The sequence below is a fragment of the Desulfocastanea catecholica genome, assembly GCF_054657295.1.
In genome coordinates, this window is record NZ_BAAHYZ010000002.1 from 121,261 (window position 1) to 136,363 (window position 15,103).

Genomic DNA, 15,103 nt, shown 5'->3' on the forward strand with positions numbered 1-15,103 from the left:
ATCACTGCAGTTTATATTGCCCGCCTACGTTGATTCGGCGAAAACAAATAGTCGTAAGATTGTAAAAATAAAATTCGCAGTAAATACGTTTGATCCTCGGTAGCTCAGTTGGTAGAGCAGGTGGCTGTTAACCACCTTGTCGGCGGTTCGAGTCCGTCCCGGGGAGCCAGATCCTTCAGGCTCGATTTTTTAAATCGAGCCTTTTTCAATAGAGTCGGGGCGTAGCGCAGCCTGGTTAGCGCGCCTGCCTTGGGAGCAGGAGGTCGTAGGTTCGAATCCTACCGCCCCGACCATCGAATACAAGGGGTTACAGCTTATGCTGTAACCCCTTCTTTCGTAATAAGTGCAGATTAAGTGCGGTTGCTGCAAAAAATACAATATTGATGTGCAAGTAATTTTCTGGATTCGATTGCTCCTTTACCCTCCTCGAACTTTGCTTTATTAGCATGGCGGATGATGTTGCCAAAACCGGGTAGGTTGATGATGTTTTTCGCCACATCGCCATCATTGATAGATCGGAATATTTCCATTACACGTCCTCTGTTGGTTTGTTTATGTTCTATGTGCCAGATCCTTACGCGACCATGATTGGCAGGAATGATCTCTCAAGCAACGGCTGCGCCAGAATAAAAAGATGATGCGCTGGTATTCCAAATAAAGCTATAAACCTCCTTTGCCGCAGCCTGCTTGTCATCTTCGCTATAGGGTGGGCTTGGGAGCATTTCATAAAGTTGGTCAAGGATGAAAATCTCTACCTCAGCCTGGGTCTGTTCCTTTTGAGTCCACTGTTCAAGGGGGCCAAGAAGAACCTGCAGGGCCTTAAGCATTTTCTGACTAACCTGCTTTAACTGCTCTCGATCAGTTTTGCTAAGATCATCACGCTGCAGGAGACAGAACAGAGCATATTCCTCTTCGCTGAGACCTTCCTCAACGGCTCGACGTTGTTCATCATCCAAACTGGCCATAAGATCAACCACTTTGGCAAAAGTCTCCTCAATAGAGACCCGGTCCTTCTCCCGATTATAGTCGGCGATTATTTCCTGATAGCGTTTGTAATAGTCCATCCGCATGGGATTGCGCGCTATCATCTGCGCCAGCTTCGCTTCCACCAGCTCACGGATGTCCTGCAAAGCTGTAGCCTTGCGTCGTACCTTACTGGCGAATTCGTTCCGTAGCTTTTCGAGATCAATGGTGCTCAGGTCATAGAATCGCGAATCCGGTTCGTCAGTGACCGGTGACTGGGCGCGGATGGCCTCGTTGACAATGCGATGCAATGCCTTGAGAAGGATGGTGACGTCAGCGGTATCCCGACGTTCGGTCAGTTTCTTGTAAATGGCCTCGATATTGTCGTGACGCTCGGCATAGAGCAGCGCCGATGGCTCCATCAGCAGACCCTTGAAACGGATGAATACCTGTCGAGCGAGGATCTCAAAGCGCCGCTTCGTCTCGTCACTCGTGTAGACGACATCCACGGCGTCGGCCAGGGCCTGAATACGGGTAAATCCCTTGGCACCGACAAGCCGCTTCTGTGAGTCAAAACCAAGCGCCAGCAGATGTGTCTCTGTTTCCTCGATGGCATCCAGCAGTGCCTTAACCCGTTCTTCTATGGGGGCCACTACCTCTTCTTCGCCACCTTCATCGCCAAGGGCATATTGCGCCAGGGCCTCACGTAAACTTTTCAGCATGCCGTTATAGTCAACGATGAGACCGAAATCCTTGCCGGGATAGCGCCGATTGGCTCGGGCGATAGCCTGCATCAGGGTGTGTGCCTTCATCGGTTTGTCGATATAAAGAGCAGAAAGACATTCAACATCGAAGCCGGTCAGCCACATGGCACAAACAATGGCGATGCGAAACGGATGCTCCGGGTTCTTGAAAGCTGACTCGACATCGACCTTTTTGCCATCGGCGGTTTCAAAACCCTGCTTCATGGTCAGACGATGGGGGATGATGTCGAAATCCCACTTCTTGAAATCGGCAACCTCGTTCTGGGCCTCGCTGATGATTATCTCGATGATTGTACTTTGCAGCCAGGCGACCTGGGCCAGGAGTTTATCCCGTTGGTCTTTGAGTTTTTTTCGGCTCTCCTCGTCCTGTTCATACGCCAGTTTCGCCACCCTGTGGGCAACTTCCATCTGCACTGCGTCGAGTTTTTTACGCCATAAGGGCATAATCAAGGTATGTATTCGGCCACAAGTGATTTTATCCACGCAGACCAGCATTGACTTGCCGGATTCCCAGCGGGTGGCGGCATGTTCAACAAAATCGGCGGCAATCTTCTCCAACCGGTCGTCGGCGGTTATTACCTCATAATCTTTGCCGAGCAGCCTTTCCAGCAATGCTTCCTGGTCCTGGTTCAGTTCGGCAATGGCAATGGCATCGGCGATACGGTCATTTAAATCCAGCCGTGTGAGGCCGAGCTTCTCCCCCCTGTTCTCATACACCAGTTTGACAGTTGCGCCGTCTTCTTCAGAGCGTTTGAAATCATAGCAGGACACATAGTCGCCGAAGATGCGTTTTGTCAGCTGGTCATGTTTGAAAAGTGGGGTACCGGTAAAGCCGATAAAGGAACCATTCGGCAATGCCAGGCGCATATTGCGGGCCATCTTGCCGGCCTGGGTGCGGTGTGCTTCATCGGAGATAACGATGATGTCGTCTCTTCGGCTGTATGGTTCTTCCGGGTCGATATCCTGGTTGAACTTATGGATCAGGCTGAAGACGTAACGATGATTTTGTTGCAGGATCTTCGCCAGTTCTTTTCCCGAGCTTGCCCGCGGCGTCTGATCGTCGGCCACGCCGCAGCCGACAAAGGTTCGGTAGATCTGGCCGTCCAGATCGTTGCGGTCGGTCATCACCACAAAGGTAAAATTACCGGGGACGATCCGGCGGACCTTTTCGGCAAAGAAGGCCATGGAATAGGATTTGCCGCTGCCCTGGGTGTGCCAGAAAACCCCGAGCTTACCGAGATCCCTGTGAGCCGGCTCGGGCAAATTAAGGAAGCCGGATGATTCGTTGGTTTGCATCAGCGACAGCACATCACCTTCAGCCGTTTGTTCGCGGGGGAACTCGATAACCCGGTAGGTGAGGCGGTGATCAGGTGGAAACTGCTTTTTCAGTTCTTCCTGGTGGAAAACCGAGACCATGGCGCGATTGACCCCCAGCAGCTGATGGTTGCGGGCCACCACCTTGCGTATTGCTCCCGGTTTACTGGCATCGAAGAGAATGAAGTTCTCCACGATGTCCAGGAGTCTCTTTTTGGCCAACATGCCATTCAGCAGCACCTCCGCTTCGACGCTGCCCGTATCCCGTTCATCGAGGCGCTTCCATTCGCCAAAATGCTCCCACTCACTGGTAATGGAACCGTATCTTGCCCGGTGGCCGTTGCTGACGACGAGAAAGGCGTTATGGTGGAAGGCATGGGCGATGACGTGCTCGTCCAGATAGTCTTTCAGGTTGCCCTCGAATCCGCCACGGATGTTTTTATAGACGGCCTTCAGCTCAATGAATACCAGCGGCAAGCCGTTGACAAAACAGATCAGATCGGCTCTGCGGTTATAATTGGGGGAACGAAGCCCGGTAATTTTCAGCTCCCTTACGGCGAGGAATCGATTGTTCTTATCTTCCCTGAAGTCGATGAGCCGGGCCAGGGCATGGCGAAGGGTGTTGTTCGCGTCGCGGTAGCTGACCGGGACACCGTCACGAATCATTTTGTAGAAGGCCTGATTATGCTGCGGCAGGGCGCGGGAAAAATCATGGTGGGTGAGCTTGGTTACTGCCTCTTTGACCGCCTTCACCGGGAGCTGCGGATTCAGCAGCGTTATAGCCGCCCCGAGATCCCTCTTCAACACGACCTCGCGGGTATCGGCACGCCCGAGAAGGCTGTCCGGGCCGAAGGTCTCCTCGTTCCAGGCGTAGATGCTTTCCCAGCCGAGTTTCCGCGCCAGATGCTCGGCAAAAGTCGCCTGTACCAGCCGGTCTTCGTTGTTGATGTCGGTGATCATGATACCCTCTATTGGACACATTTACATCCGATAAAGGACATATACAGCTTAATGTCCTTTATAATTATCCATAATTTCAAGCTACTTGAAGAGATATTATGGTCATAATTAAAAATTATATAGGAATTAGCCGGATAATTGTCCTTTATCCGTCAGACGATACCGTCTCCATCGTCGCTCGCCGGAAAAAACCACTAAGCCATCCTCAATCAGATTATCCAGGGCGCGCTTTACCGTCTTCGTCGAAATTTCGGCACCAATTCTCTTGTTTATTTCCATACTGGATGAAGCTGGGTAGCGGCCCAGATCTTCCTGGATCAGAGCCTTTAACCGATGTGGTTCGATGCGCTTCAAAGTCGTAGGCAAATTAAAGCCGGAATCACGAAGGAGTCGAGGATCGACAAAATAGCGGGTTGCCTGGGTTCGGCCGGTGCTTTGTACCAGATGAACCTTCAGCAGTCTGCCGAACCATGACGCCAGCTCGTCGGTATTGCCAACATCGAGTAGCGTCGCCAGTTCCCGCGCCGTCATGCCTTCTGATTGGGCCAGGGCCGCCAAGGTTATCCGTTCCCGCTGCGCCAGCGGTAGCGGGCATCTGCCTGGGTGATCAATTGGATTACCTCCGGCTTCATGATGCGCCGTTTGATTGTCACCTTGACCCAGTCCGGCCCTTCTTCCGGCACCGGAACCGGGCGGCCGGACGACAGGAGCCGGTCATAAAGCATGTCATAACCGCTGCCTTCCTTCTCCATCAAACCGATATCATGGAACACGCAGGCCAGGCCCTCATTGCGCCGCCGGCTGGCATGCAGGATATTCCGTGGCGTGACCCCAAGGGGCAGACGGCCGGGATTGACCACTTCCAGACGATCGGGGTGCAGGTTAAGAAAGATATCGCCTCGCTGAGTATAGGGCCGATGCACCAGGGCGTTGACCAGCAACTCGCGGACGACCTTTTCATCGAAGGCAGGCACCTTGCGGCGATAGAGCCCTTCGGCAACTTCGTAGCTCTCCCGAAAGTCCGGCACTGTCCGCCATACCTCATCCACCAGCTCGATGGGCGACAGGGAATAGTCGTCCCAGAGCCACTTATTGATCTTCTGCCGCAATTCGTCGTACTTGATGGCCTGGATAAGCGGGGCCGTGCCAAGATTGCGCCGCTGAATCGACGTACCGAGCAGGAGTACGCCCAGGTGGGTCAGTGTTGCACCACCCGCCAGGGCATAGTGGGTCAGCAGTTCGTCGCGGCTCTTCTCCTTCACCGAATCCTTTACTCGGTCCGATGCGCGGATTGCCGCAACAAATGCCTCAAACTTGCCAGGATCGACTTCGCCACGCGGGACCCGGCTGTCCATCGTCTCCCATGGGCGCCCCGGCCTTTCGTCGGCCAGGCGCATGACATCGTCGCCGAGCACCGGCCGGCAGCTATCGCCGACGCGAATGAAATAACGGCCATCGGCGGTGGAGGCTACGCTCTGGCTGCGCGGCACAAAGAGCTCGATATATTCGCCGCCGTTGTTGGCCTGGATGATACTCGGCAGGACCACAATATTGATCGTCAGTTCGGCAATCCGTTTACGGAGACTATCCAACAGTTCCGGCCTGATCCGCTGCTCGGCAGGGGGCAGTTTGGCCTTGTCTTCAATACCGATCAATAGCCGTCCGCCTTGGGCATTGGCAAAAGCGACGCAGTCCTTGGCCAGCTCGGGGAAGTCGGCGGTTTTTCCGGTGACCTTCCGAAGAGATTTGTTGTCGCTTGTCTGGCCTTCGAGGCTCATACAGTGATTTCCCAGCTCATGAGTTTTGGCAGGAGGAGGTCGCGGGCGGTGCGGAGTTTCTGGTTTTGGAACCGTAGGTTGTGAATTTTTGACATCTGAGGTTCCACAAAATCATTGAAGGTTGAAACCAATGAATCCTTTGGTACAAGAATTTCTGCTCTCTCAAAATCACTTGCCACCACCGCTGGGTAGGCTACACCTTTTGCATGATTTTCCAGGTAGCCGACAAACGAATTGGTAGTCAGTGCTTGATAAAGAAAAGATGTTGGCAGGTAACGAGGAGAAATAACTACAAATCCAGTAGAAGCAATCAGATTTTCAGATGGGTTCCAAATAACTGCATGTGATCGTCTATTGGGACGAACACATGACCAAATGATGTCACCATGCTTAACGACACGACGCGCCCGGCTTGGGGCGTCACGTAGGTCATATTGGGTTGTTTCGTTAATTTGCCCTGGAGAAACCGAGGCGATGTCAATGTACTCTATTTTTCCGTCGGACGAATTGTTCAGGTTTTCACGATTAATGTCTGCCAGATCCCCAAGCTTTCTCCGCTCCCATCCCTCCGGCACACCGTCTACGATGTGGGTATGTTCGCGTCCAGGAAAGCGCAGGCGCACAAACCACTCCTGATATACCTGTCGCGCCGCATCTTCCAGCAATGTCATTCGCCTCCGGTTATTTTCGATCAGACTGTCGTAGGTTGAGAGGATATAGGAAACCTTGTGTTGTGTTTGAATGGGTGGTATATCCACCTCAACTTTTGCCAACTTTTCTCTCGGCAGGTGTTTTATGGTAGAGCCTGTAAAGAGGGGTGCAAAGCCACCAGTTTTGCCTATGTGCAGGAAAGAATAAAAAAGGAACCTATTGTCGACACCAACGTGGGAGCGAATACGGTGTAAGGCTTTTTGTATCATCATCTTTGGACCATGATCAAGATCCTTCCAGATGGCACATCGGCCAGGCTCTCCACCTTCGCACATTACGATGTCACCGTACTTTAAGCCATAACGATCCACTTCATGTGGCTCAAATCGCATTTCGCGAAGATCGTCGAGCTGAAAACTTCCCCAGCGAACATTTACATTTGCGAGATATGGATGAAGGTCACCCTTATTCTTCTTTTGGTCGAGCATTTTACCCAGTGTAAAGTCGGCGATATCCTCTAGTGGTTTTCTCTGCCACCTCATACACCCAACTCCTCAAAATTCTGCTGAATCCTCGCCGCCAAATCCACCGCTTCCCGGTTCAGGTCAGCCAGCTCTAGATGAATATCCTTCATCGTCTGCTCAAAGTCGAAATCCTCATCCACCTCCGCCGGGGCAACTCCTACATACCTGCCAGGTGTAAGGCTCCAATCGGCAGCCTCGATCTCGGCACGGTCAACTACCCTGCATAAGCCTGGCACAGCAACCATTTCGGCCTCGGGAAAGCGCTCCTGCAGCCAGTGAATCTGTCGGTGGAGATACGTAGTCTCTTTGAGTTGCTCAACGGCCAGCTTCCGCTCTTCCTCCAGTTGCTTGATCAGTTTGTTGATGGCACGACGGCCATAAAATTCGGCTGCATCCTTCTCAAGCCCTACCAGCTCTTGTGCCAATTGCCCGACACGGGCCGAGAGCTTATAGAGCAGATCGACCTGTTTCACCAACCCTTGACCCGGTCCGCCAATGGTTCGAAAGCCTGTCTGGCTATGTGCTGGGCGGCGTTGGTTGACGGCGGGGTGGTTCCATGCTTCTTCAGGAAGGTTGTCAGATCAGCCAGCAGGCCGGTACGATCAGTCTGATATGATCCGATTGCCTCGGTCAGTTCCGCCATGGCATCAACCAGGGGCTGACGCTGTTCAGCTGTGATGGACTCCAGATCTTTTATGCTGTCGGTAAAGGCGGCGAACTTCTCCCGCAGGTTGGCGAACGTCGCCTCGAACGCCTCCAGCTCAAGAGGCACGGCGGCTATCTCGGCACAAAGGCGGCTGAAATACACCTCAACCAGGCCAAGAAACTTGGCCTGCTCGCCCCGGTAGAGCCAGATGATGGCGGTCAGATTGGCGAGCTGTTCCGGGCTGAAGTCGTAAATCTTGCGGGTGACCTTGCGGTAGATGTTGCGGGCATCGAGCATCAGCACCTGATCGATTCGCTCCTCCGGCTTGCCTTTATCGAAGTGCCAAAGCTCGCAGGGAACAGTACGTGTGTAAAAGAAATTGGACCGGATGGAGATCATCACGTCCACATCGCCGGTCTCGATAATCTTCCGGCGCACCTCGGCCTCGCCATGGCCGCCGCTGGATGCCTGGGAGGACATAACGAATCCGGCTCGGCCTTTGTCGCCGAGATAACTGTGGAAACAAGAGATCCACAAATAATTGCCGTTACTGATTTTTTTGGCCTTGTTAACCCCCGGCAGGCCGAAGGGGAAACGGCGGTCATCTTTCACCCGTTCGGCATCGACCATATCGACGTTGAACGGAGGATTGGCCATGACAAAGTCGCACTGGCCGAAGATCGGATGCACATCCTCGTAGAAGGTATTGGCCTCGCGGATGTCGCCTTCCAGCCCGTGTACCGCCAGATTCATTTTCGCCAACCGGATGGTCGTGCCGGTCTTTTCCTGGCCGTAGAAGGTAACTTTATGGCTGGTGTCCAGGCCTTTATGCTCGATAAAATGACTGCTCTGCACGAACATGCCGCCGGAGCCGCAGGCGGGGTCAAAAACAATGCCGTGATCCGGCTCTATAACGTTGACGATGGTCTGAACCAGGGACGGTGGAGTAAAGAATTCGCCATTATCCTGGGCGCCCTGCATGGCGAATTTCATCAGGAAGTATTCATAGATGCGACCAAAAAGATCGCCGTTGGCGGTTCGTATCGCCTCGGAATCGAAGGTACGCAGGATATTTTCCAGCAGCGTGTCGTCAAATTGGGCATACTCCTTGGGAAGCTGGCCTCGGAGAGGTTCAAATTCCTCTTCGATGGTGTTCATCGCCTCCACCAGCGAGGCGCCGAGGCTGGCGCCGGAGGGGAGCTTGAGCAGGTAGCCGTACCGGGCATTCTCCGGCAGCAGCAGTGCCCGGCGCTTGATGAAATCACCCTTCATCAACGGCCGGTTGGGCATTTTGCCGGAAGCCTGGTCGGCTTTGATCTGTTTCAGGGCCTTCTCGTAGCGGTTACTGGCGTGGCGGAGAAAGATGATGCCGAGTACCGGCATGCAATATTCACTGGAAGTCAGTTTTGAGTTGGCCCGGAGCTGGTCGGCAGCCTCCCAGAGACTGGATTCGATCTTTTCGATATTTTTAAAAGCGTTTTGTGACATCTATCCGTAGGAAAAGAAAAATTGATTGTTGATAAAATTATCCAGGTTTTCATATATGTACTCCATATTCCCGCAATTTCTCTACCACTTTCTTTCAAAAATATTTATTCATCGATTTCGACACTTCTGTGTATCTTTTTAGCCCACCTGGGTTTGTTTCGGGAACAAGAACCAATACGGGTCCACCAACACCTACAAAAAAATGTTTGGAAACAGTTGTTGAACCTTTCAATGATGTGCAGGCATGACAATAGTCTTTTGAGGTACTGTGCCGCGGCCTTCCACCACCCTGCAAACTGCTGCGGTCCAACAACCCCGATCACGCCCATGGCCCAGTGGCCGCCAATGCATTGTGCACCGGTTGCGGCGGCCGATCCCAGATGAAAGGGGGAAGAGACGATGGCGTCAAACACTGTCCCAGGCACTCCGGGAAACAAGGAACAGGAACCTCCGGCCGTCCCATTGCCGCCGGACCATCCCGGGTCGACCACCAACGGATCGGAAATGGAATCCGAGGCAGTCTGCCGGCTGGCCGCCCAACTGGCCGGCGAGATCGACCCGAACCGGAAAAACCTGCACGTCGAGCTGGACAGTTCCCTGGAGCGCGATCTGGGTTTCGACAGCCTGGCCAGGGTGGAATTGCTGGCCCGGCTGGAAAAAGCCCGGGGCGTGGCCCTGAGCGAAGAGATGCTGACCTCCGCCGAAACCCTGAGAGACCTGGCGAGGGCGCTGGGACGGGGGACGGCTCGCAGCAGGGCCGCCAAGGAACGCCAGTGGGTTGCCCCGGAACGCGATCTTTATCGGGCAGCCATTGCCGATGATGCCCGGACCCTGGTGGAGGTGCTGCAGCTGCAGGCGGCCAGGGCGCCGGACCAGGTACATCTCCAGCTGATCGTCGGGGAAGACGAACCGGTTACGGTCAGTCACCGACAGCTCCTCGACCGGGCCACCGCCGTTGCCGCCGGCCTGCGGGCACTCGACCTGCAACCCGGCGCCAACATCGCGCTGATGCTGCCCACCGGGCTTGATTATTTCTTTAGCTTTTTCGGCATTCTTCTGGCCGGGGCTGTCCCTGTCCCTCTCTACCCGCCTGCACGGCCTTCCCAGTTCGAGGACCATCTTCGCCGCCACCAGCATATCCTCAACAATTGCCAGGCCCGGCTGCTGATCACCGTGGCCGAGGCCAGACCCCTGGCCAGGTTTCTTAAGGCCCAGGTGGCGACCCTCGGCCGGATCGTCACCGTCGAAGAACTGCAGGGTTCCGGTAACACCGGCGGCCTGCCGCAGGTGCTGCCCGAAGAAACCGCCTTTCTCCAGTACACCTCGGGCAGCACCGGTATCCCCAAGGGGGTTATCCTCAGCCATGTCAACCTGCTGGCCAACATCAGGGCCATGGGCCGCGCCACCGGAGCCGGCCCGGAAGATGTCTTTGTCAGCTGGCTGCCCCTTTACCACGACATGGGGTTGATCGGGGCCTGGCTGGGCAGCCTGTATCATGGCTGCCCCCTGGTCATCATGCCGCCGCTGTCCTTCCTGGCCCACCCGGACCGCTGGTTGTGGGCCATTCACCGCCACCGGGGCACCCTGTCCGCCTCGCCTAATTTCGGTTACGAACTATGCCTGAACAGGATTGACGATCGCCTTGTCGATGGCCTGGACCTCAGCTCCTGGCGCCTTGCTTTCAACGGCGCCGAACCGGTGAGCCCTGAGACGATCACCCGCTTTAGCCGGCGATTCGCTCCGTACGGATTCCGATCCGAGGCGATGGCACCCGTCTACGGCCTTGCCGAATGCACCGTCGGCCTTGCCTTCCCCCCCGTGGGCCTGGGGCCGCTGATCGATCGCGTCCATCGCCAGACGCTGATGAAGACCGGCGAGGCAGTGCCCGCCGCCGACGATGATCCCAGCCCGCTCCGTTTCGTCGCCTGCGGACGGCCGCTGGCCGGGCATCAGTTGCGGGTGGTCGACGGCAACGACAGGGAATTGCCCGAACGCCATGAGGGGCGCCTGCAGTTTTGCGGGCTCTCGGCGACCAGCGGTTATTTCCGCAATCCCAAGCAGACGGCGGCCCTGTTCCACGGCCAGTGGCTCGACACCGGCGACCTTGCCTACCTCGCCGGACAGGATCTGTACCTGACCAGCAGGGTCAAGGACATCATTATCAAGGGCGGCCGCAACATCTCCCCCTATGAACTGGAAGAGGCCATCGGCGCAATCAAAGGTGTTCGCAAGGGCTGCGTGGCCGTCTTCGGCGTCACCGATCAGGCCACAGCCACGGAAAAACTCGTCGTGCTGGCCGAGAGCCGCAGCCGAGACTCCGATACCCTGGCCGGCCTGCGGGAGCAGGTCGTCAACCTGGCCGTCGATATCCTCGGTATGCCGCCGGATGAGGTAATCCTGGCCCTCCCGGGCACGGTACTCAAGACCTCCAGCGGCAAGATCCGCCGGGCCGCGAGCCGGGAGCTCTACGAACAGGGCAGGATCGGCCGGCCGCCCCGGGCGGTATGGTGGCAGATAACACGGCTGGCCGCAAGCGGCCTGCTGCGGCAGGTCGGTCAGGGTATGCGGCAAACAGTTTCGACCTGCTACGCCGGGTACTGCTGGGTGATGTTTGGCCTGCTGGCTCTGACAGCGGCTCCTCTTGTCTTCCTGCTACCGTGGAGAAGCGGCCGCTGGCGGTTAGCTCGAGTCGCCGCCCGTCTGCTGTTCGGCCTCACCGGCACGTCCATCGTGGTTCACGGTCTGGAGCAGTTGCGGGCAAGGGGGCCGCTCATCCTGGTCGCCAACCATCAGAGCTACCTGGACGGCCCGGTGCTGATGGCTGCCTTGCCGGTGCGGCTCGGTTTTGTCGCCAAGGCCGAGCTGGCGGCAAACGTTGTGCTGCGAGAGGTGCTGAAGCGTCTCGATGTCGTCTTTGTCGAGCGGTTCGACAGCAGACAGGCCATTGAGGATACCCGGCGGCTCAAGGATTTGGCCGCCACGGGGCAATCTCTGCTCTTTTTCGCCGAAGGCACCTTCCGACGCATGCCCGGCCTGCTGCCCTTTCACATGGGGGCATTTCTGATCGCCGCGGAAAACAATATGGAAGTCGTGCCGATAACCATCCGGGGCACCAGGGCTAAGCTGCGCTCCGCGTCCTGGTTTCCGCGCCGCGGTCCGGTGCACCTGTTTATCGGCCCTCGCCTGCGGGCACAGGGGCCGGGCTGGGATTCGGCGCTGGCCCTGCGCGACGAGGCACGGCGGCTGATCCTGCTCCACAGCGGTGAACCCGAGCAGAGCGAAAACGAAGAACAACAGGGAGGAACATGATGAAACCTGCGCCTGAAGTCGGAACCAACAGCAGCGTTACCCTGGATCTTTGGCGACGATACAACAGTTACCCCTGAGAAATTCTGCAAGGCAGAAGACCAGAATGAAATCTGGCAGCAGACAGAAAGTCCCGGTAAACAAATAGCTGATAGGTTGAAAAAAGTTCAAATGATGTGATCAGTGTGCGTCATTTTGACTGCTGCTCATCGAGTCAGTATCACCCGTGCGATGAAAACCTCTTAAAAGTGCTGGAAAAATTGTCCATGACGGCAGAAAACGTATTCTGCCAACATTAAAAATGGCATGATATCGGAAACCACCCACTTCTGCCTTAAATTGCAAGTTTTTTCATACAACCTATGACAAGCAATGTCAGGAACTGTCTTCTTCTTTGAACAAAGGAGGTAGATCCGTTATCCTTGACCCAGCCTTCCTCTTCCCTCCTTGATTATTGCATTGGCTTTAGCTTATTTAAATCGATGCACAATTATTCATTGGGCATAGAGGTATGAAACAAATTGACTCTCAACGGAGGCCGTAATGTGTTTTATCCCCTCAATTGCCTTTGCTTCAGTCTCAGCAAACCAGATCAAACATGGGTACTCAAAACATTTTCCTTCAAACTTCTTAGTCTCTTCTTTCCACTCCGCGCTAAAAGTGTAATTCTCCATCTGAGATCCCCTCTTTGGATTGTTTTCTGTCTTCACTCTGTAGCCAACGAGATCAGTTGGTCCAGTGCGAAAAAGCAACAAAATAGACTGCGCAATATATCATTGATAATTGAGTTTCATATCAATGTAATGCAATATCCAATCCGTAAAGGAAATGTTTTATGTGCTGTAATGTCTGGTACATGAACACACCTGTCACGTTGTGATAGGTGTTTTGTTCCGAAATTCCGAACATAAAAGTTTGACAAACCGGAATGCTGACGAAGGAAAATATTGCTATCAATTTTTATTTGATTCATTCGTGCCAACAAGTACGTGACTAACATTATTAATACCTCAAGCTCTTTCGCCTTCTTCTATGAAGGTCATTCTTTTCCCCACCTCCCCAATAAAAGCACCATCATTTGACCAATCTACGGACCTGGTTGTTGTTATTTATGGAACCTACCTCTGAGCAGGTAGATTATTGAGTAACAAAACTTTAAGATTTCTTACTGTTTTTATCGGATAGATTGCTTTTACGTTTATATTCCATCAACGCCAAAATAGTAAAGGCACGGGTGATGCAAGCAAAAAAACAGACATAAAATGGAACGACAGCAACGAGCAATAAAACATAATCGTCCGAAGTATCAAGAAAAGGAAGAAAATTTTCTCGCAAGGGCTCTTCAAAGTGCTCCAAAAGAAAGAATATAACTAATGAACTCAGACCAAGCATGAAGAACACGTTAGACTGCCTTACTGTAACGTATTGGGATTTGTCACGTTGGACAAAGGTGTAAAACAAAGTGAAAAGAGTTACTAAGGTGGTTACAGGAATTGCAATTGGAGCGGTAGACTTTTGGTAAGCATCAGCCGGCAAAGAAATCACTTCGAGGAGTACGTCAGAAAGTGGAAAAACTACTGTAATACCTGCAAGCAAGGCCCACAGGGAACTCATATATTTAATGAAACTTCGAAGGTCGTTATTGGACATGGCTGGTATCCATTATGATCATGACGAACGATGAGTGATAGAATACCTTCACAAATTGGAATGATATACGAAAGTAAATTTTGCTGTATGTCATCACGGTCAACATGACTCTCAAAAAGTTCAGGAAGAAGGTTGACCTATGAGGGGTGCGTTTCAATTGAAGCTTGCAAAGGAAAAGGAAACGCTAAGCTCAGCGAATTGCGAGAGCGGAGAAAGGTGGAAGACCCGGTAAACCCGCTGCAGCGATGGGTTATGTGTTTTTTACGATTTCTGATGAGCCATTTCTTCGCTGGAGAATTCCGATAGTTTTTTACGAATATGTGCGGGAATAGGAAGAGTGATATTTTGTTTATAATCAAAAAATACCTGAACTGATCGCCCATTAGCGCAGACTGAAGATTCATTTTCATTAACGCCTTTCTTGAGCAACTTATATATAAAATCAAAGCGTTTTCCCCCAATTTTTCCGACCCATATTTCCAGGGACACTGTGTCGCTTATTTTTATTGGCTTCAGAAAATCACAAGCTATATGTGCGAGTATAAAATTGTAATCTTCTGGATTGATTATTCCAAATAATGAATATAAAAATTCCTTTCTGCCTTCTTCAAAATAAGTCAGATAGACAGCGTTATTGACATGTCCCATTGAGTCAATATCTCTGAATCTGGTCTTTATCTCTGTTACGATTTTTTTGTGTTCGATCATGATGTAGCCATGTTTATCAAAAGTCCAAAAATAAAAACCCGCAGTCTATCTATTAAAGTCACCATTTTGGCGATAGTCCGCATAAAATATACAGGATTTGCCTGGATGATTATATCAGCCTGTTCAACTTTCTCAAGTACAATCCTTGCGTTTGCGGCCAGTAAATATATAAATCCGCTGCATCCCTTGCTGGCACAGGTTTTTTTCCGGGTGGGGATTTTTATCGTCTGACTACGGATTTTTCTCCCATTTGGACATGTCAACGACCGGCGATAGGAAATTTGTCTTCAATGATGTAAAGACGTTTCCTGCTTCTCGAGTAAACTTGTTCCGCATGAGCACATGATATTT

At 52.9% G+C, this 15,103-nt stretch carries 7 protein-coding genes, 2 tRNA genes and 2 pseudogenes; 4 read left to right on the forward strand and 7 right to left on the reverse strand.

The window, feature by feature from the left end; all coding sequences use genetic code 11:
* Positions 1–93 precede the first annotated feature (93 nt).
* Positions 94–169 (forward strand) — tRNA-Asn (locus tag ACYQ8U_RS02250).
* Positions 170–215: 46 nt separating this feature from the next.
* Positions 216–293 (forward strand) — tRNA-Pro (locus ACYQ8U_RS02255).
* 57 nt (positions 294–350) lie between these two features.
* On the opposite strand, the gene ACYQ8U_RS02260 is transcribed toward ACYQ8U_RS02255, so the two are convergent.
* The 5 genes and pseudogenes from ACYQ8U_RS02260 to ACYQ8U_RS02280 all read right to left on the reverse strand — a co-directional run bounded on the left by ACYQ8U_RS02260 (position 351) and on the right by ACYQ8U_RS02280 (position 9,088).
* Entirely contained in the window at positions 351–530 is a 180-nt protein-coding gene (locus ACYQ8U_RS02260; RefSeq protein WP_459943887.1) for a hypothetical protein, read from the reverse strand.
* Between the two features lie 75 nt (positions 531–605).
* Entirely contained in the window at positions 606–4,001 is a 3,396-nt protein-coding gene (locus tag ACYQ8U_RS02265; RefSeq protein ID WP_459943888.1) for a type I restriction endonuclease subunit R, read from the reverse strand.
* Positions 4,002–4,127: 126 nt separating this feature from the next.
* Positions 4,128–5,779 (reverse strand): annotated as a pseudogene (locus ACYQ8U_RS02270) (ATP-binding protein).
* Entirely contained in the window at positions 5,776–6,972 is a 1,197-nt protein-coding gene (locus tag ACYQ8U_RS02275; protein WP_459943889.1) for a restriction endonuclease subunit S, read from the reverse strand. The pseudogene ACYQ8U_RS02270 and the gene ACYQ8U_RS02275 overlap by 4 nt, the downstream one beginning before the upstream one ends.
* Positions 6,969–9,088 (reverse strand): annotated as a pseudogene (locus ACYQ8U_RS02280) (type I restriction-modification system subunit M). The gene ACYQ8U_RS02275 and the pseudogene ACYQ8U_RS02280 overlap by 4 nt, the downstream one beginning before the upstream one ends.
* 504 nt (positions 9,089–9,592) lie before the next feature.
* On the opposite strand from ACYQ8U_RS02280, the gene ACYQ8U_RS02285 reads away from it, so the two are divergent.
* The gene (locus ACYQ8U_RS02285; RefSeq protein ID WP_459943890.1) at positions 9,593–12,397 is read left to right on the forward strand and encodes an AMP-binding protein; all 2,805 of its coding nucleotides are present in this window, start codon (positions 9,593–9,595) and stop codon (positions 12,395–12,397) included.
* 1,152 nt (positions 12,398–13,549) lie between these two features.
* Here the strand turns inward: ACYQ8U_RS02285 and ACYQ8U_RS02290 are convergent.
* Positions 13,550–14,044 (reverse strand): hypothetical protein, encoded by a 495-nt coding sequence (locus ACYQ8U_RS02290; RefSeq protein WP_459943891.1) that lies wholly within the window; start codon positions 14,042–14,044, stop codon positions 13,550–13,552.
* A 261-nt stretch (positions 14,045–14,305) separates the two neighbouring features.
* Complete coding sequence (locus ACYQ8U_RS02295; protein ID WP_459943892.1) at positions 14,306–14,752, reverse strand: acyl-CoA thioesterase; 447 nt, start codon at positions 14,750–14,752, stop codon at positions 14,306–14,308.
* Positions 14,753–14,761: 9 nt separating this feature from the next.
* Here ACYQ8U_RS02295 and ACYQ8U_RS02300 point away from each other — a divergent pair, with 9 nt between their 5' ends.
* Positions 14,762–14,983, forward strand: coding sequence for a hypothetical protein (locus tag ACYQ8U_RS02300; RefSeq protein WP_459943893.1), 222 nt, complete (start codon positions 14,762–14,764; stop codon positions 14,981–14,983).
* Positions 14,984–15,103: the final 120 nt, after the last annotated feature.